Annotated in this window: 10 protein-coding genes and 2 pseudogenes; 6 read left to right on the forward strand and 6 right to left on the reverse strand. The window is 59.5% G+C overall.

What is annotated here, in order from left to right:
* Positions 1–7 precede the first annotated feature (7 nt).
* The 4 genes from wecC to IQK56_RS06765 form a co-directional block, all read right to left on the reverse strand.
* Positions 8–1,273 (reverse strand): UDP-N-acetyl-D-mannosamine dehydrogenase, encoded by a 1,266-nt coding sequence (wecC, locus tag IQK56_RS06750; protein WP_193863754.1) that lies wholly within the window; start codon positions 1,271–1,273, stop codon positions 8–10.
* Entirely contained in the window at positions 1,270–2,430 is a 1,161-nt protein-coding gene (wecB, locus tag IQK56_RS06755; protein ID WP_341869491.1) for a non-hydrolyzing UDP-N-acetylglucosamine 2-epimerase, read from the reverse strand. The genes wecC and wecB overlap by 4 nt, the downstream gene beginning before the upstream one ends.
* 920 nt (positions 2,431–3,350) lie before the next feature.
* Entirely contained in the window at positions 3,351–4,247 is an 897-nt protein-coding gene (locus IQK56_RS06760) for an EamA family transporter (RefSeq protein WP_193863753.1), read from the reverse strand.
* 52 nt (positions 4,248–4,299) lie between these two features.
* On the reverse strand, positions 4,300–5,925 hold the full coding sequence (locus IQK56_RS06765; RefSeq protein WP_193901606.1) for a methyl-accepting chemotaxis protein: 1,626 nt from the start codon (positions 5,923–5,925) through the stop codon (positions 4,300–4,302).
* Positions 5,926–6,314: 389 nt separating this feature from the next.
* On the opposite strand from IQK56_RS06765, the gene aceK reads away from it, so the two are divergent.
* Positions 6,315–8,036: a bifunctional isocitrate dehydrogenase kinase/phosphatase gene (gene aceK, locus IQK56_RS06770; protein ID WP_193862617.1), complete on the forward strand. Its 1,722-nt coding sequence runs from the start codon at positions 6,315–6,317 to the stop codon at positions 8,034–8,036.
* Between the two features lie 311 nt (positions 8,037–8,347).
* Here the strand turns inward: aceK and IQK56_RS06775 are convergent, their stop codons facing one another.
* Positions 8,348–8,761 carry a hypothetical protein gene (locus IQK56_RS06775; protein WP_150762029.1) on the reverse strand — a complete coding sequence of 138 codons (414 nt, stop codon included), beginning with the start codon at positions 8,759–8,761 and terminating at the stop codon, positions 8,348–8,350.
* Between the two features lie 1,021 nt (positions 8,762–9,782).
* Between IQK56_RS06775 and hrpA the strand changes: the two are divergent.
* The 4 genes and pseudogenes from hrpA to IQK56_RS06795 all read left to right on the forward strand — a co-directional run bounded on the left by hrpA (position 9,783) and on the right by IQK56_RS06795 (position 15,893).
* Positions 9,783–13,693 (forward strand): annotated as a pseudogene (hrpA, locus tag IQK56_RS06780) (ATP-dependent RNA helicase HrpA).
* Between the two features lie 220 nt (positions 13,694–13,913).
* Complete coding sequence (locus IQK56_RS06785; RefSeq protein WP_122305211.1) at positions 13,914–15,035, forward strand: beta-ketoacyl-ACP synthase III; 1,122 nt, start codon at positions 13,914–13,916, stop codon at positions 15,033–15,035.
* Positions 15,036–15,051: 16 nt separating this feature from the next.
* On the forward strand, positions 15,052–15,666 hold the full coding sequence (locus IQK56_RS06790) for an RNA polymerase sigma factor (protein ID WP_122305212.1): 615 nt from the start codon (positions 15,052–15,054) through the stop codon (positions 15,664–15,666).
* The gene (locus IQK56_RS06795; protein ID WP_122305213.1) at positions 15,660–15,893 is read left to right on the forward strand and encodes an anti-sigma factor family protein; all 234 of its coding nucleotides are present in this window, start codon (positions 15,660–15,662) and stop codon (positions 15,891–15,893) included. The genes IQK56_RS06790 and IQK56_RS06795 overlap by 7 nt, the downstream gene beginning before the upstream one ends.
* Before the next feature lie 567 nt (positions 15,894–16,460).
* Here the strand turns inward: IQK56_RS06795 and IQK56_RS06800 are convergent.
* Positions 16,461–17,336 (reverse strand): annotated as a pseudogene (locus IQK56_RS06800) (putative porin); the annotation flags it as partial.
* A gap of 283 nt (positions 17,337–17,619) precedes the next feature.
* Here IQK56_RS06800 and IQK56_RS06805 point away from each other — a divergent pair.
* A complete protein-coding gene (locus IQK56_RS06805) occupies positions 17,620–18,744 on the forward strand; it encodes a GNAT family N-acetyltransferase (protein WP_150762030.1) in 1,125 nt (374 codons plus the stop codon).
* The last annotated feature ends 106 nt before the right edge of the window (positions 18,745–18,850 follow it).

The raw sequence follows: 18,850 nt of genomic DNA on the forward strand, positions 1-18,850 counted from the left end.
AATACTCTTATCTGGCCGCAAACACGCCGGCGGCATCGATCACAACGGCGTCGTTGCGCAATGCACCCATCGACTTGAACTCACGATGCTTGACCAGCAATACGTGGATGTTGGCGCTGTCCTGGGCGTGGGCGGTGTCCACCAGTTGATGCCACGCCAGCGAGGCCGGCAGGGATTCGATGTTCGGTTCGACCAGCATCAATTCCACGCCCAGTTCCTCGCCCAGCACCTGAGCGATGCTCAGTGACGGGCTTTCACGCAGGTCATCGATGTCGGGCTTGAACGCGAGCCCGTAGCAGGCAATGCGCACCTGGCGAGCGGTCATGTCGAGGTTGTCGAGCAGGAACTGCGTCAGCGCAGCCTTCACCTGCTGAATGACCCACAGCGGCTTGCGATCATTCACTTCACGGGCGCAGCGGATCAGGTTCGCCAGGTAAGGTGTCTTGCTCACGATGAACCAAGGGTCGACGGCGATGCAGTGCCCACCGACGCCAGGGCCTGGCTGCAGGATGTTGACCCGAGGGTGACGGTTGGCGAGACGGATCAGTTCCCAGGGGTTGATCTTGAGTTCGGCGCAAATCATCGAAAGCTCGTTGGCGAACGCGATATTCACATCACGAAAGCTGTTTTCGGTGAGTTTGCACATCTCGGCCGTGCGGGTGTCGGTGATGATGCATTCACCTTCGACAAACGCCCCGTACAGGCGCACGGCAGCGGCCGAACACGCCGGGGTCATGCCGCCGATGATCCGGTCGTTATCAACTAGTTCGCGCAGCACGTGGCCGGGCAGGACACGTTCAGGGCAGTGGGCAATGCGGATGTCTGACTGCTCGCCGTGGGTGGCGGGGAACGTCAGATCCGGACGGGCTTCGGCGAGCCAGGCAGCCATCTGCTCTGTCGCGCCGACTGGCGATGTTGACTCAAGGATCACCAAGTCGTTCTTCTTCAATACACCGGCAATGGCCTGGCTGGCCGACTGGATGTAGCTGAGGTCCGGCTGGTGGTCTTCCTTGAAGGGCGTCGGTACGGCAATCAGAAAGGCGTCTGCCTGCTCAGGGACGGTGGTCGCACGCAGGTAGCCTTCGGTGACGGCCGCGTGCACCAGCATGTCCAGTTCCGGTTCAACGATATGGATTTCACCCCGGTTGATGATGTCGACGGCTTGCTGGTTGACATCGACCCCGATGACTTGCTTTTTACGGGAGGCAAAGATGGCCGCAGTGGGCAGCCCGATGTACCCCAGGCCAATGACCGAAACTCTTGGAAAATTCATACTGCGTCCCTGTCTTTTTCACTGTGCAATGCGATCAATGCTTCACGAATCAGCTCGCAGGCCTTGCCTGTGCCGTAAGGGTTGTGGGCAAAGCTCATGGTTTGATAAGCCGCGTTGTCGCTGAGCAAAAGGCTCAGGTTGCGGTGGATTGATTCAACGTCGGTGCCGACCAGTTTCACGGTCCCGGCTTCGACGGCCTCGGGGCGTTCGGTGGTGTCGCGCATCACCAGGACAGGCTTGCCCAGGGCCGGCGCTTCTTCCTGGATACCACCGGAGTCAGTGAGGATCAGGTAGGAGCGGGTCATGAGGTAGACGAATGGCAAATAGTCCTGCGGCTCGATCAGGTGCACATTGCTGATGTCCGCGAGCAGACGTTGCACCGGTTCGCGAACATTGGGGTTCAAGTGCACCGGGTAGACGAATTCCACCGATGGGAATTCGCGGGCAGCGTTGGCCAATGCCTGGCAGATGCGCTCGAAGCCATCACCGAAGTTCTCGCGACGATGGCCCGTGATCAGCACCATGCGATTCTCCTTGGGCAAGAAGGAAAATTGCGCGTCGAACTGCGCTTGCAGGTGTGAGGCGGGGTCGTCGAGTTTCTGCACGACGCTGAGCAGCGCGTCGATCACGGTATTGCCCGTGACGTGGATGGCCGCGTCGCTCACCCCTTCTCTAAGCAGGTTCTGCCGAGACGTTTGCGTCGGGGCGAAATGCACAGTGGCAAGGCTGCCCGTCAGGCGTCGGTTGCCTTCTTCGGGCCAGGGCGAGTAGAGATTGTTGGTGCGCAAACCCGCTTCGACGTGGGCAATGGGGATTTGCTGATAGTAAGCGGCAAGGCTGGCGGAGAAGGTCGTTGCGGTATCGCCGTGGACCAGGATGATGTCTGGCTTGAACGCCTCCAGCACCGGCTTGAGCCCTTGCAGGATCGCCGTCGTCACGCCGGTCAGGTCTTGGCCGGCCCTCATAATGTTCAGGTCGTACTCGGGGGGCAGGTCGAACAGGTCGAGCACCTGGTCGAGCATCTCCCGATGCTGTGCGGTGACACAAACCCTGGACTCGAATCGGTCGTCATTTTTCAGTTGAATGACCAGCGGCGCCATTTTAATTGCTTCGGGCCGAGTTCCGAAAATAGACAGGGTTTTAATTGGGGCTTTGATCACTTTATTACCATTTGCCGGTGCATCGATTGGGCTTGGTCATTTAAATGCTCCGGTAAGGTGCTAATTAAGTAACTATGTCGAAATATTAAAAAACAGAATGATCGAACCTCGCAAGCGGGGAGCGAAAGTTCTAGGTGACGAAGAATATATACGGGAATAGCAGTTTCATTTAGCGCGATCCGTGGCCGTTGTGACTCCGAAATTTCGATCAGACGTTTCGTCTCAACCCCTCTGGGAGGCGCTCCTCAGGGGTACAGCAGCGGGAACGGTAGCACCTTGAATCTGATCAGGCAGTAAGAAAAAACCTGACAGAGGCGTTTACATTTTCGTACGAGGACGGTATGCCGGTAAGGTCTCAGATTACGAGGATTTCTGATGATTTAATTCATAATGCTATGATTTTAAACGAAAAATTTATTTTTCGGGTGTGGCCTTGCGGTTTTTTCTAACCGCGCGACCCGTCATGCCACTAAATTGTTACAAAAAATCACAAAGATGTGTCGGCAGACAATATTGAGGCGCAAAGGGCGTGGGCCGGCCAAAGGGCAGGGCCAGCGCCGTGGCGTTACGGCACGCCTTGAGTGTGGGTGTTTGCTGGACTACGGGGGAGGAAAATGCTTCCGATGTTAAAGTTTGACAGCGTGTTACAAGTTCGGGCTTATTTGTAATACGGCGAATTGGTTGTTCTGAATTTACCAGTGGACAATACGATTTATATAGAATTTTTGCGGAGTTGAGCCTTGAAAGGAAACTCAAGTTAGGGGGGGTGATACTTGATCTCCCTTGATTAACTTGGCTCTGCCAGCTAAATAATCCGACGTGAAGTAGGTTGAATCCAAAGTGCGTGGCAATCGCCGTGCTTGGAAAAACGACCGACGATTAAAGCGGCCACCCCAACGTGCCCATATGAAACCTGTCTATAGCGCCTTGGCCAGCTTCCCCGGTCGCAGCACCAGCCACAGTGCCCCCGCGATCAACACCCCGCCATACACATGCGCCATCGACAGCGGCTCGTTCAGCAGCAACGCGCCCCATAGCACCCCAAACGGCGGGATCAGAAAGGTGGTCGTCATCGATCTCACCGGCCCAATGGCGGTAAGCAAACGGAAATACAGCACGTACGCAAACGCCGTACACCCCAATCCCAACCCCAGCAACGACACCCACACCTGCCAGCCGCCCCAGCTTGCAGGCGGATGGCTGATCGCGCTGTAGGCAAACAACGGCAGCAGGAAAAACGTCGCACCGAGCATGCTGCCCAAGGCCGACAGGCGACTGTCCAACCCACCCCGCTGGTCCAGCCAGCGCCGTGCGAGGAAACCGGCAAACCCATAACAGGTGGTGGCCAGCAGGCAGGCCACGGCGCCCATCAACAACTCAAGGTCAAAGGCCACCGGCCCGGCGCGAGTGAGCACACCTACGCCAAGCAGGCCCAGGCTGACCCCGGCGATTTTCGACGGGGTCAGGCGTTCGCTGAAGAACAGCCCGCCGATCAACACGCCCATCAACGGCGTGGTGGCGTTGAAGATCGCCGAGTAACCGGCCGGCAGCACTTGGGCGGCCACGGAATACATGGTCGCCGGGATGCCGGAGTTGATCACACCCAGCAACAGCACCGTCTTGAACTTGCCCTGGAAATCCCAGCGCACTCGCATCACCGCCAGCATCACCAGCAAGCCGGCGGCGGCTATGGATACGCGAAAAAATGCGGTCGGGATGGGGCCGATTTCCGGCGCGATGATGCGCATGAACAGAAAGCTCGCGCCCCAGATGGCAGCCAGTCCCAGCAGGTAAAGGGTGTCGACAGGTCTCACGGAATATTCCTACATCAATAAGGCGGCGAGTGTTGCACGCCGCTTTCACTGATTACAGAACAAACCGCGTCACCAGCCCATTCAGGTCCACGGCCAGGCGCGACAGTTCCTGGCTGGCGGCCGAGGTTTGGGTTGCACCGGCGGCGGTCTGGGTGGACAGGTCGCGGATATTCACCAGGCTGCGGTCCACTTCACGGGCAACCAGCGCTTGCTGCTCGGCGGCGCTGGCGATCACCAGGTTGCGCTGGCTGATTTGTGAAATGGCTGCGGTGATTTTCTCCAGGGCACTGCCCGCGCTGTTGGCCCGTTGCAGGGTCTGGCCGGCGTGATCGGCGCTGCTGTTCAGCGCTTCGACGGTGTTTTGGGTGCCTTGCTGGATTGCGCTGATCATCTGCTCGATTTCTTCGGTGGAGTCCTGGGTACGCTGCGCGAGGGAACGCACCTCATCGGCGACCACCGCAAAACCGCGCCCGGCCTCGCCGGCACGCGCTGCTTCAATCGCCGCGTTGAGAGCCAGCAGGTTGGTTTGCCCGGCGATGCCACGGATCACTTCCAGCACCTTGCTGATGTCCTGGGCCTGTACCGCCAGGCCTTCGGCCTTGTTCGAGGCGCCGAGCACCTCGTCCACCAGGTTCTGGATCGAACTGATGGTTTCGCTGATCTGGTAGTGGCCGTGCTTGCTATCTTCATCCGAAGCCTGGGACGCTTCGGCGCTGGACACCGCATTGCCCGCCACTTCGTCCACGGCCGCGCTCATCTGGGTGACGGCGGTGGCGGCTTGTTCGATTTCATCGTTTTGCGCTTGCAGGCCACGGGTGCTCTGTTCCATCACCGAACTCATTTCTTCGGCGGCCGACGCCAATTGCTGCGCCGACTCGCTGATGCCACGGATGGTGGTCTGCAATTGTGTCTGCATGGTGGCCAGGGCGGTAAGCAATTGGGCCGGCTCGTCATGGCCTTGCACCTTGATCGACTGGCTCAAGTCGCCGGCGGCGATGGTGCGCGCCACGGTCAGCGCCTGGCTGAGCGGCGCGGTGATGCTGCGGGTCAGCAGCCAGGCCAGCAGCAAGGTGGCGATCAGTGCAATCACAATGATCAGGCCGACCACCCACTGCGCGCTCGAATACATTTGTGCAGCGGAATCGGCGGCGGCTTCGACGCCGTTCTGGTTGAAGACGATCAGCTTTTCCAGACTCTGGGTGAGCAGCGTGCCTTGTGGGGCGAGACGGTTGTTGAGCAGGTCAATGGCGTCTTGCTGCTGATCTTTGTCGATCAAATCAACCATCTGGCCGACGATCGCCAGGTAACCGGCCACGTCGGTTTTCACCTGCTTGAGCATCTCGCGCTCTTCGTCGTTGGTCAGCAGGGTTTCGTGATGGTCCAGCAGGGTTTGCAGGTCGCTGCGCTGGCGGGTGATCAGGTTTCTGCTGTTTTCACGCACCCGCGACTCGTCGGTGGTCACCAGGCGCAGGGCCTCCAGGCGGATGCTGGCCGCTAACGCGGCGCTGTCGTGGATATTCTCGATGCTCGGCATCCACGACTGTTCGATGACCAGCGCGCTTTCGCGCAGCTTGGCCATCTGCCCCAGGCCGAACAGCCCGACAATCACCAGCAAGCTGGCCAACACTCCAAAACTCAGACTGGCACGCAGACCGATCCTCATGTTCCTCAATGACATCTCAACGCTCCTTGGGCAATTAGAACCTGCTCCCGGATCGGTCTTTTGACCTTGTTAGGGTGGGAGAGGGCGCGCTATATATCAAAGTGCTATCACTGTGGTAATCGGGGTTTCCCTTAGTTGGATCCAATCCTTGGGGCGGAATCAGGAATGGAATCGGGCCTGCTATTTTTGCTGCCGGGGTGCCAAGCCCCGCCGTTAGCGGCTATTGGGCGAACGCAAGGCGACAACACAGTGTTTTTATTGACCGTATGGTCGAATTAAATAAATTGAAAACAAATGTACAAAGTCAGCGAAGGGGTACAACGCTGCGCAAAAAATCACCCTTCTCCTGCTTACGTACACTGGCTAAGCTCAAGGCTTCCCGATGCCCGCTCGAGGTTTCCCGCATGTCGCAACCCACGCCCGCCCTCGCGATTGCCCGCACGATCCTCGACGGCTTCGACGATTACCGTGAGCACTTTCGCCAGATCACCGATGGCGCCCGCGAGCGGTTCGAGAAGGCCCAATGGCAACAAGGCCAGGCCGCCTCGGCGGCGCGGATCAACCTCTATGAAGAGAAGGTGTTTGAGGTGATCACGGGCCTGCACGCCCGCTTTGATGACGTGGACTTATTGGATATCGACCTGTGGCCTTTGGTGAAAAGCGCCTACATCAGCCTGATCGACCTGCGTTTCGATGATGAGCTGTCCGAGACCTGGTACAACTCGATCTTCTGCGGCCTGTTCAGCCACGACCTGATCAGCGACGGCTGCATGTTTATCCACACCACCCGACCAAGCCTGCGTAAGGCGCGGGCCGCGCAGACCCGCATCTACCTGCCCGCCGGCAACATCGGTGAGATGCTCGCGCAGATGTTTGCCGACTACCGTTTCAGCGAGCCCTATGCCGACCTGAACGCCGACCTGCAGCGCCTCGAAGCGCAACTGCGGGAAAACCTGCCCGACTGGGTCTGCAAGGACCCGGACCTCAAGGTCGAGCTGTTTTCCTCGGTGCTCTACCGCAACAAAGGCGCCTATCTGGTAGGGCGCCTCTATACCCGTGACGAACAATGGCCCCTGGTGATCCCATTGCTGCACCGCGAAGGGCAGGGCATCCAGATCGATGCGCTGATCACCGACGAAGCCGAGGTGTCGATCATCTTTTCGTTTACCCGTTCCTACTTCATGGTCGACGTGCCAGTGCCGGCGGAATTCATCGGTTTTCTCAAGCGCATCCTGCCGGGCAAGCATATCGCCGAGCTCTACACCTCCATCGGCTTCTATAAGCACGGTAAGTCGGAGTTCTACCGTGCGCTGATCAATCACCTGACCACCACCGACGACCAGTTCATCATGGCCCCCGGCGTGCGCGGCATGGTCATGAGCGTGTTTACCCTGCCGGGCTTCAACACCGTGTTCAAGATCATCAAGGACCGCTTCTCGCCGTCGAAAAACGTCAACCGCGCCACGGTGATCGAGAAATACCGCCTGGTTAAAAGCGTCGACCGCGTCGGGCGCATGGCCGATACCCAGGAGTTCGCCGACTTCCGCTTCCCCTTGAGCAAGTTCGAGCCCGAGTGCCTGGCCGAGTTACTGGAAGTGGCCGCCGGCACGGTCGAAGTGGAAGGCGACACGGTGCTCATTCGCCACTGCTGGACCGAACGGCGCATGACTCCGCTCAACCTCTACCTGGAAAACGCCAACCCGGCCCAGGTGCGCGAAGCCCTGGAAGACTATGGACTGGCGATCAAACAACTGGCGGCGGCGAATATCTTTCCCGGCGACATGCTGCTGAAGAACTTCGGTGTTACCCGTCATGGTCGCGTGGTGTTTTACGACTACGACGAAATCTGCTTTCTCACCGAGGCCAATTTTCGCCACATCCCCGAGCCGCGCACGCCCGAAGATGAAATGGCCTCCGAGCCCTGGTACTCCATCGGTCCGCTGGACGTATTCCCGGAGGAATTCCCGCCGTTCCTGTTTGCCGATGCCGGCCAGCGCAGGTTGTTTGATGAACTGCACGGTGAGTTGTACAACGCCGACTATTGGAAGGGACTGCAAGAGGCGATTCGGGAGGGGAAGGTGATTGATGTGTTTCCGTATCGGCGCAAGGAGCGCAGTGACTCATAAAGGGCGAGCAGTTGGAGTCGCGCAGGTCCCGAGCTGTCGCATTGCTCAGTAGGGATAGTCAATCGGTATAAGAAAACCTTGGAGTCAAGGGAATAATCGGTTGGCGCGGGCCGCTCGGGAAATACAGGGTGAGTTATACAACCGCGCATACTTGAAAGTTCGGCAGGGTGTGATCCGCGCCGGTAAGTTCATCGATGTATTGTCTTACCGGCGCAGGTGGGGCGGAGTTTCTTGAAACGCTAACTCATCGTGAATCAGTAGTTTAAAGGGCGGTCATTTACACGTTGATGCAAGTACTGGTCGACGTTGGTTTACCGCTTACTCATGTAGGGCGTGTCTTTGTTGGTTCCTATGATAACGTCACTCCAATTGCTCGCTCGGTTCCTGTCTGTCTCGTTGGGGGCCTTGCTCTGCGCGCTCGAAGTTGCGTCGTACAATTTATTCATGGAATCTTTATAGGATTGATCGATATTTTTGGTCGAGCCGCCCTTGCTTTCCAGTTCTATTTTTCTTTGTAACAAGCCTATAGGCCTATCCAGGAAACTTTGCTTGATGGTAGACGTAGGGAAGTCTGTGGGAAGCTTTTTAAGGGTCTCGATTGTTTTCCATGAGTTAGAAGAAGCCGATGCACCCTGTGGTGCTTGTTCGGGAGTGCGTTGGTGCTTTTCCGCAAAGGAATGACCATAACCACCCACGCGAGAAGAAGACATACGATCTATAGGCATAAAAACTCCGAGTAGTAATATCGATATATAAATAGCGATTCAAATTTAAGCTGGCGGTCCCCATGGAAGGGGCGAATGGAACCAACAGCAAGCTCAGTGAACCGGTTATGGGTTGCTCATAAAGCTCCTTCCTCGATTAGCGTCGCTCGTAGAGTGGAAGCTCGCGATTCGATTGGCTGTCAGGCTGGTTGTTTTGCGTCGTGCCTGCTCGTTCCGTATAGGATGGCGGGAACTCATAGCGCGGCGGTGGCAGTGTTTCCGAGGCGCGCGGCTGGGCCCGCATGGACTCTTCGTAGCTCGGCAGGCGAGGTGTGGAGGTGCTGGAATCGATAGGCATAAAATCTCCGCGTTCAAGGAACTGTAGATTGATTGTCAGGTGTGCCTGGATACATGTGGAAACCTGCACGTTGCGTCAGGCGAATCGGACGTTGGGTTTTAAACCGTGAAGCGAAGCCTCACGACCTTGTCGCAAACGTCTCTGCGCAGACAGCCTTTTACAAACTGCCCATGAAGCCCATTCCGCGCATTGCCTGCGCGCTTGGCGCGCTGTTTTGGACTCGATTTGCCGTCAGGCTGGTGGCCCGCTCGGAGGGAGTACGGCTGTTACTGGTCGACGGCTGGGAGCCTGTTGCTTGTGCGTAGCTCGGAGGGTGCTCATAGGGCGGCGGGTTCCGAGGGTTCGTTGCTTCAGCGTAAGAGGGTGGGTTGGGCGACTGCGTCGTGGACGGCCTGATCTGCATGGAAGCTCCGGTTCACGTTAAAAGATGGAGGTTGGCCAGATGTGTCTGGACGTCTCATTGAACCGTTCACACGCTCTCCCTCCCATCGGACTTCTGCTGCTATAAAGGCAGAATGATCCACCCATTGTTGTAGTAAATATCGTCTTCGGCGGTAGGTCAGCGCTGTCATGAATGACTGACCGTCTCCAGACGTGTGGAAATCTGCGACAATCCCCGTCCTCTCTGATGACTTACGCTGCGCAGGCCTCACCTGCCTCACCCAAAAGACCCTTGCCGCCCTGATGACTGACCAAGCGCCCGCTATCGACCAACTGCTCAAGAACCTCGATCACGCCATGCTCGCCGACCGCCACCGCTTGCGGCGGCAGTTGCTTGAGCTGCGCAAAAAGCCCGACGAGGAAAAACTGGCGCAGTGGGTCACGCGCATGCAGGCGTCCTGCGCCCAGGTCACCGCTCGGCGCGCCAGCCTGCCGGTGATTCGCTACGACGACAGCCTGCCGATTGCCGCCAAGCGCGACGAGATCAAAGACGCGCTGAACAAGCATCAGGTACTGATCATTGCCGGCGAAACCGGCTCGGGCAAAACCACCCAGTTGCCCAAGATCTGCCTGGAAATCGGGCGCGGCCAGTACGGATTGATCGGCCACACCCAGCCACGCCGTATCGCGGCGCGCAGCGTGGCCAGTCGGGTTGCCGAAGAACTGGCCACGCCTTTGGGCGCGTTGGTCGGCTATCAGGTGCGGTTTGAAGACCAAAGCGATTCCAACACCCTGATCAAGCTGATGACCGACGGCATCCTGCTGGCGGAAACCCAGAACGACCGTTACCTGGAACGCTACGACACGATCATCGTCGACGAAGCCCACGAACGCAGCCTGAACATCGACTTCCTGCTCGGTTACCTGAAAACCCTGCTGCCACGTCGCCCCGACCTCAAAGTCATCATCACCTCGGCGACCATCGACCTGGAGCGCTTTTCCAAGCACTTCGACGATGCGCCGATTGTCGAGGTCTCGGGCCGCACGTTCCCGGTGGACACTTGGTACCGCCCGCTGACCCTGGAGCAGGACGAAGAGGGCAACCGCGTCGAGGACGACCTGACCGTCGACCAGGCGATCCTCGCCACCCTCGATGAAATCGCGGCCTACGAGCGCAGCGAGCGACGCAGCCCCGGCGATGTGCTGGTGTTTTTGCCCGGCGAGCGCGAAATTCGCGACGCCGCCGAGATGCTGCGCAAGGCCCAGCTCAAGCACACCGAAATCCTGCCGCTATACGCCCGCCTGTCACCGGCCGAGCAACAACGGATTTTCCAGTCCCACCCGGGCCGGCGCGTGGTGCTGGCGACCAACGTCGCGGAAACCTCGCTGACCGTGCCGGGTATTCGTTATGTGATCGACAGCGGCACCGCGCGCATCAGCCGCTACAGCTACCGCGCCAAGGTGCAGCGCCTGCCGATCGAGGCCATTTCCCAGGCCAGTGCCAACCAGCGTAAAGGCCGGTGCGGGCGGGTTGAGCCGGGCATTTGCATCCGGCTGTTCAGCGAAGAGGACTTTATCGGGCGCCCGGAGTTTACCGACCCGGAGATCCTGCGCACCAACCTCGCCGCCGTGATCCTGCAGATGCTGCACCTGCGCCTGGGTGAAATCACCGACTTCCCGTTTATCGAGCCGCCGGACGGCAAGGCGATCAGCGACGGCTTCAATCTGCTGCAAGAGCTGTCGGCCGTGGACCGCAACAGTCAACTGACGCCCTTGGGCCGCCAGTTGGCGCGTCTGCCGGTGGACCCGCGCATGGGCCGCATGTTGCTGGAGGCCGCCAAACTTGGCAGCTTGCAGGAAGTGCTGATCGTCGCCAGCGCCATGTCGATCCAAGACCCGCGTGAGCGTCCGCCGGAGCGCCAACAGGCCGCCGACCAGGCCCATGCCCAGTGGAAAGATCCGGACTCGGACTTCGCCGGGCTGGTCAATCTGTGGCGTGGCTTTGAAGAGCAGCGCCAGGAACTGACCGCCAGCCCGCTGCGCAACTGGTGCCGCAAGAACTTCCTTAACTACCTGCGCCTGCGCGAGTGGCGCGATTCCCATCGCCAGTTGAGCCTGATCTGTCGCGACATGCAGTTGACCATCAACAAAGAGCCGGCGGATTTCCCGAAACTGCACAAAGCGGTGCTTTCCGGCCTGCTCAGCCAGATCGGCCAGAAGACCGAAGACGGCGATTACCTGGGTGCGCGCCAGCGGCGTTTCTGGATTCATCCGTCATCTGGCATCGGCAAGAAGCGTCCGCAATGGCTGATGACGGCCGAGCTGGTGGAAACCACCAAGCTGTATGCGCGCATGGTCGCCAAGATCGACGCTGATTGGATCGAGCCGCTGGCCGGGCACTTGATCAAGAAAAACCACTTCGAACCGCACTGGGAGAAAAAGCGCGGCCAAGTGGTGGCGTTTGAGCAGATCACCCTGTTCGGGCTGATTGTGGTCGGGCGCCGGCCGGTGCATTACGGGCCGATTGACCCGGTGGTGTCCCGCGAGCTGTTTATCCGCGAGGGCCTGGTGCGCGGTGAGATTCAGTCCCGGGCCAAGTGCCTCACGGCCAACCAGCAACTGCTGGAACAACTCGACGAACTGGAGGCCAAGGCGCGCCGTCGCGACATCCTGGCCGACGAAGAAACGCTGTACGCTTTTTACGACGCACGCCTGCCAGCGGAGATCCACCAGACCGCGACCTTCGACAGCTGGTACAAGATCAACAGCCAGAAAGACCCGCAGCTGCTGATCATGCGCGAAGAAGACGTGCTCGCCCGCGAGGCCAGTGAAGTCACTGCCGCCCATTACCCGGACACCCTGCACCTGGGTGACCTGGAACTGGCCCTGAGTTACCACTTCGAACCCAACCACCCGCGTGATGGCGTGACCCTGCGCGTACCCGCGCCGCTGCTGCCGGCCTTGCCGCCGGAGCGCCTGGAGTGGCTGGTGCCGGGGGTGATCGAAGCCAAGTGCATCGCCCTGGTGCGCAACCTGCCGAAGGCGCTGCGCAAGAACTTCGTGCCGGTGCCGGACTTCGTCAAGGCCGCGCTGCAACGCATCGAATTTGGCCAGGGCTCGCTGCCCCAGGCGCTGGGGCGCGAACTGTTGCGCATGACGGGCGCGCGGGTCAGCGATGAGGCGTGGGCCGAGTCCGCGCAACAGGTGGAGAACCACCTGAAGATGAACCTGGAAGTGGTCGACGGCCAAGGCAAGTTCCTCGGCGAAGGTCGCGACCTGGCCGAGCTGACCGCACGTTTTGCCGAAGCCAGCCAGGCTGCGTTGGCCGTGCCGCAAACAGCGAAAAGCCAGCAGCCGGTGGAAGCCAAGGTGTTCGCCGCCGTGGCCGAGAAGACCCAACAGAAGATCGCCGGCTGTCGATGACGGTGTATCCGGCGCTGGTGGAAGAAAACGGTACGGTCAAGGAAGGCCGTTTCTCCACCGCCGCCGAGGCTGAGTTCCAGCATCGCCGCGCCTTGCAGCGCCTGCTGATGCAGCAACTGGCGGAACCGGCAAAATTCCTGCGCGGCAAGTTACCCGGTCTTACCGAGTTGGGGCTGATGTACCGCGAATTGGGGCGCATCGACGCCTTGGTGGAAGACATCCTGCTGGCCAGCCTCGACACCTGCGTGCTGGAAGGTGAAGCCAGCCTGCCGCGTGATGGCGCGGGCTTGGCCGCCTTGGCCGAACGCAAGCGCAGCAGTTGGACCGAGCACGCCGAGCGCCAGGCGCGCTTGACCTTGGACGTGCTGAAGCTCTGGCACGGCTTGCAAAAGCGCTTCAAAGGCAAGATCGACCTGGCCCAGGCCGTGGCCTTGAATGACATCAAGCAGCAACTGAGTAACCTGGTGTATCCGGGTTTTGTGCGGGAAACCCCGGCGCAGTGGTTCAAGGAACTGCCGCGTTACCTCAAGGCCATCGAGTTGCGTCTTGAAAAACTGCCGAGCCAGGTGCAAAAAGACCGGGTGTGGAGCAGCGAACTCAGTGGGCTGTGGGCGCAGTACCAGAACCGCCTGAACAAACACGCCCAGGAAGGCAAGCGCGATCCTCAACTGGAGCTCTATCGCTGGTGGCTGGAGGAGTATCGGGTGTCGTTGTTTGCCCAGCAGTTGGGCACCAAGGTGCCGATTTCCGACAAGCGCTTGAGCAAGCAGTGGACGCTGGTCGAGGCCTGATCCCGGTCTCACATTTAAACGGCGTTTATCTGGGAAGTGACGCCAAATCCCCGGCTTTGTGGCAAACTTCGCGCCCATAAATGCCGGGATCGTCGTGAAGTACTGCGGCGCGATGGAATAAAGCGATGCCAGTTTGATGTCCGCTGGGCGGAATAAAACTACTTAAAGTTTGGTACGACGGTACCAATATCTTCTGCCTGACAGATTTAGAGGAACGACCGTGCATAACGTCGTCATCAGCGGCACTGGCCTTTACACCCCTGCCAACAGCATCTCCAACGAAGAGCTGGTGCAGTCTTTCAATACCTACGTGCAGCAGTTCAATGCTGACAACGCCGCTGCCATCGAGCGCGGCGAGGTGCAGGCGCTGACTGAGTCCAGCGCGGCCTTTATCGAAAAGGCCTCCGGCATCAAGAGCCGCTTCGTGATGGACAAAGACGGCATTCTGGACCCGCAGCGCATGGCCCCACGCCTGCCTGAGCGCAGCAACGACGAATGGTCGGTGCTCTGCCAGATGGCCGTCGGCGCCGCTGAACAAGCCTTGAAGCGCGCCGGCAGGACCGCCGCCGACATCGACGGCGTGATCGTCGCGTGCTCCAACCTGCAGCGCGCCTACCCGGCCATCGCCATCGAAGTCCAGGAAGCCCTCGGTATCGCCGGGTTTGGTTTCGACATGAACGTGGCGTGCTCTTCAGCCACCTTCGGCATCCAGAACGCCGCCAACAGCATCCAACTGGGCCAGGCCCGGGCGATCCTGATGGTCAACCCGGAAGTCTGCACCGGCCACCTGAACTTCCGCGACCGCGACAGTCACTTCATCTTCGGTGATGCCGCTACTGCTGTGGTGCTGGAGCGTGCCGACCTGGCAACGTCCGAGCACCAGTTCGACGTGGTAAGCACCAAGCTGTTGACCAAGTTCTCCAACACCATCCGCAACAACTTCGGCTTCCTCAACCGTGCAGCAGAAGAGGGCATTGGCGCCCCCGACAAACTGTTCGTGCAGGAAGGCCGCAAAGTCTTTCGCGACGTGTGCCCGATGGTAGCCGAGCTGATCGGCGTGCACCTGGAAGAAAACCACTTGAACGTGGCCGATGTGAAACGCTTCTGGCTGCACCAGGCCAACCTGAGCATGAACCACCTGATTGTGAAGAAACTGCTCGGCCGCGAAGCCACGGTGGAAGAAGCCCCGGTGATCCTCGATACTTACGCCAATACCAGCTCCGCGGGTTCGGTGATTGCATTCCACACGTACCAGGATGATCTGCCCAAGGGTTCCGTCGCGGTACTCAGTTCGTTTGGCGCAGGCTATTCGATCGGTAGCGTGATCCTGCGCAAGCGCTAAGACAATCGAGGTCTAAATGGCAGCAGCGGACGACACGCACCTGCTTGAACGGCTGCTCAAGGGCGAGCAGCAGGCCTATAAGGAATTGGTCACCACCTACCAGAGCGCCATGCGTGCGGTGGCCTATGCGATCGTCGGCCAGCGCCATGCCGATGAGGTGGTGCAGGACGCCTGGCTGTCGGTGGTCCGCAACGTCGCCAGGTTTGAAGGGCGCTCCAGCCTCAAGACCTGGCTGCTGACCATCACCGCCAACGCCGCCAAGGGGCGCTACAAGCAAAATCGTCGCGAGGTGTTGCTCGACGATCTGCCTTCGCCCCACGGCACCATCGGTGATGACCGCTTTACCCCCGACGACGGCCACTGGGCGGTCGCCCCGTTTGCCTGGCATCAGGACACCCCGGAAGCCTTGCTGACCGAGGATGAGCTGCGCAAATGCCTGGAGCATACGTTGCTGAGTTTGTCGGAGTTGCAAAGCAGCGTGCTGGTGCTGCGTGAACGCCAGGGCCTGGAGTTGGAGGAGATTTGTAATCTCCTGACACTCTCTCTCTCCAATGTCCGTGTGCTGTTGCATCGAGCGCGGCTTAAAGTCTTCGCCACGGTGGAGCATTTTGAGGAAACGGGCGAATGTTGACCTGTAAAGAACAAGTGGCACGTTCCAGTGACTATCTCGATGGGCAATTGACCTTTCGCGAGCGCCTGCTGGTGCGTCATCACTTGATGTTCTGCCCGAACTGCCGCCGGTTTATCCGTCAGATGCGCCTGATGCAGGCGACGCTGAAGATCATGCCGGATGAGCCGGTGAAGGATGTGGATGCCCTGGCGCAGCGGCTGGCTGCCGAGCGGCTCAAGGGGGAGTGAGGCAGTTGCGAGTCACGAGCTGCTAGCTTCAAGTAAAAAGCGGCAAGTGATGCGCTTCTACTTGAAGCTCACCACTTGCCGCTTACAGCTGCTTTCTTAGAACTTGGCTTCTGCGTCCAACTGCAGGGTATTGGCATTGGCATCGCGGTAACCCGCGACGCTGGCGTAATCCGCCTTGGTCAGGAAGTACGTCGCGCCGATGGCGAAGTTCTTGTCGATGTCGTAACCGACCTTGAACTTGTGACCCCGTGCACCGGTGAAGCCGCCGGCGAAGTCCGAGTCGGTAAGGGCGCCAACCACTGCGTAGCGCTGTACGTCGCGGTAGTTGTAGTCCAGGTTCAGGCCAAATACCTTGGACTTGGCACCCAGCAGCCAGGCGGTGTCCTGGTCTTTATCCGTGGCTTTTGTGTTTTGCACGTACTGGCCGTAGAACGATAGCGGTACGGCCAGGCCGCCGATATCCACTTGGCTGAAGCCTTCGTACAGACGGTACTCGCTGGCATTGCCTGCGGTGGTGTTGGCGACCGTTTCGGCAGGGGTCAGGCAAGCGGTGGAGCCGGCGGTCGGGCAGCGGCTGTCTTCGTCGTTCTGGAACGCATACACACTGCCGCCCAGGGTCAGCTTCAGGTTGTCGGTCAGGGCGAAACGTGAGCCCAACTGGCCGGCGGTCATGCGCAGGTCATTGCGAAATTGCACGCCGTCGCCATTGACGTTGTCTTTGAGGTTGTAGTTACCCAGGCTGCCGAACAGCTCGGCGCTGCTACCCAGTGGGTATTTGTAGGTCAGGGCCAGGCCTTCCGGGTTGATATCGCTATCCCAGATCACGTCGCCCATGCTTACCCACGGTTGCAGCATCTTGCCGCCGATCACGTGCAGGTTTTTGATCTGGTCCGGGTGGTAGTCGATGTAGCCCAGGTCCAGCCAGATCGACTTCTTGTTGAAGTAGCCATCCAGGTCCTGGTTGGTGGAGCGGGCGTCATCGCTGCTGCCGGTCGCAATACGGATACCGGTGTCCACTTGTGGGTTGATTTCGGTGTAGGCGCCCAGACGCGCACGGATGCGCTCACGGTCCTTGTCCTTGCCGCCATTGTTAGGGGTGCCATCAATCTTGACGGTCTCATGGCGGAAACGTACATCACCCTTGAACTGAGTCTTGGCGGCCCACGCCAGCTTCTGGTCGAAGCTGCTCAGCTCGTTGGTTTTCTTCGCGGTGGCCGCGATCTGTTCGTTGGTCTCTTGTTGAGCTTGCCGGGCGATCTGCTGTTCTTTCTGGTCTTTGGCCAACTCGTTCTGCAGTTCGGTGTACTGCGAAGCGGTGATCTGGCCGTTGGCCTTGAGCATGTCGAGCAATTTAGCGTCGACTGCAGCGCTGGCCGGAACGCTCAGGGCCAGTAACAGGCCGCCGCACAGGGCCGCCGCAGTTTTAGTGGAAGCAAGACGCATATCAATCTCCGAAAGTGAGGAGGGATGGCAAACCATCCAGGACACGACCGACCGATGACGGACGGAAAAATAGCCGCCTGGTAGAACCAGACGCTCTAAAAACAGGCGTCAGTATCGCGGTGGTTTATGACGCAACAGTGGCTAAGTGATGTCATCTGCGTGACAAATGCGTGGGCATCGGAACTATTGGTTTAGAGCCTTGTCCGGCGATTTGAGGGTGTGCTGGGGGCGGCGATAAGCGATACTCGCGAGGCTTTTACGCCCTGACGTAGTGAGGATGCCGATGCCGCTGCAACGCCTGCAAAGCTTGTCCGAAATAGCCCCGCAGACCTGGGACGCCTTGGTGCCGCAGGCCCAACCGTTCGTGCGGCACGCGTTCCTGAGCGCGCTGGAGGACAGCGGCAGCGTTGGCCCGCACTCGGGCTGGCAGCCTGAGCATTTGCTGCACTGGGAAGGTGATCGGCTGGTGGCGGCACTGCCCGGTTATCGCAAGTGGCATTCCTACGGCGAGTACGTGTTCGATCATGGTTGGGCCGATGCCTGCGAGCGGGCGGGTATCGAGTATTACCCCAAGTTGCTGACGGCCGTACCGTTCAGCCCGGTCAGTGGCCCGCGCCTGTTGGCGGCCAATGCCGAAGATGGTTTTGAATTGCTCAACAGCCTGCCGGGCTACCTGGAAATAGAAGGGCTTTCCAGTGCGCATATCAACTTCACCGACGCCTTGGCCGATGAGGCCTTGGCCCGGCAACCGGGCTGGATGCAACGGCTGGGCTGCCAGTTTCATTGGCAGAACCGTGGCTACCGCGATTTCCAGGACTTCCTCGACGCCCTGAGTTCACGCAAGCGCAAGCAGATGCGCAAGGAGCGTGAGCAAGTGGCGGGGCAGGGCATCGATTTCGAGTGGCTGCAAGGCCATGAACTGAGCGAAGCGCAGTGGGATTTCGTCTACGCGTGCTACGCCAACACCTACGCGGTACGCCGCCAATCACCCTACCTGACCCGCGCGTTTTTCAGCCTGCTGGCCGAACGCATGCCTGAGGCGATCCGCGTGGTGCTGGCCAAGCAAGGCACGCGGCCGGTGGCCATGGCGTTCAGCCTGATCGGTGGTGACAGTTTCTACGGCCGCTACTGGGGTTGCCTGGCGGAATTCGACCGCCTGCATTTCGAAACCTGTTTCTACCAGGGCATGGACTACGCCATCGCCCAAGGCCTGCAACGCTTCGACGCCGGCGCCCAGGGCGAGCATAAATTGATTCGCGGGTTTGAGCCGGTGATCACCCATTCCTGGCACTACTTGCGCCATCCGGGACTGAAGAATGCCGTGGAGGACTTCCTGGAACGTGAACGGGTGGGGATCCTGGCGTACGCCGAAGAGGCAAGGGCAGCGCTGCCGTATCGACAGGGGTGAACAGCGCCTGGTGGGCAACCGCAAGCTCCGGGCCGTAGATACCGTCTTGACGCTCACCGGGCAACCCCCAAGTTTTGGGCCGTAGCAGCTGCCGAGCGCAAGCGAG

The organism is Pseudomonas cyclaminis, assembly GCF_015163715.1.
GTDB lineage: Bacteria > Pseudomonadota > Gammaproteobacteria > Pseudomonadales > Pseudomonadaceae > Aquipseudomonas > Aquipseudomonas cyclaminis.

What these genes read in the sequence shown, in the direction of transcription:
- wecC (WP_193863754.1), bottom strand. Translation starts at nt 1,273, where the DNA reads ATGAATTTTCCAAGAGTTTCGGTCATTGGCCTGGGGTACATCGGGCTG.
- IQK56_RS06765 (WP_193901606.1), bottom strand. Translation starts at nt 5,925, where the DNA reads ATGTCATTGAGGAACATGAGGATCGGTCTGCGTGCCAGTCTGAGTTTT.
- IQK56_RS06795 (WP_122305213.1), top strand. Translation starts at nt 15,660, where the DNA reads ATGTTGACCTGTAAAGAACAAGTGGCACGTTCCAGTGACTATCTCGAT.
- IQK56_RS06775 (WP_150762029.1), bottom strand. Translation starts at nt 8,761, where the DNA reads ATGCCTATAGATCGTATGTCTTCTTCTCGCGTGGGTGGTTATGGTCAT.
- IQK56_RS06805 (WP_150762030.1), top strand. Translation starts at nt 17,620, where the DNA reads ATGCCGCTGCAACGCCTGCAAAGCTTGTCCGAAATAGCCCCGCAGACC.
- aceK (WP_193862617.1), top strand. Translation starts at nt 6,315, where the DNA reads ATGTCGCAACCCACGCCCGCCCTCGCGATTGCCCGCACGATCCTCGAC.
- IQK56_RS06790 (WP_122305212.1), top strand. Translation starts at nt 15,052, where the DNA reads ATGGCAGCAGCGGACGACACGCACCTGCTTGAACGGCTGCTCAAGGGC.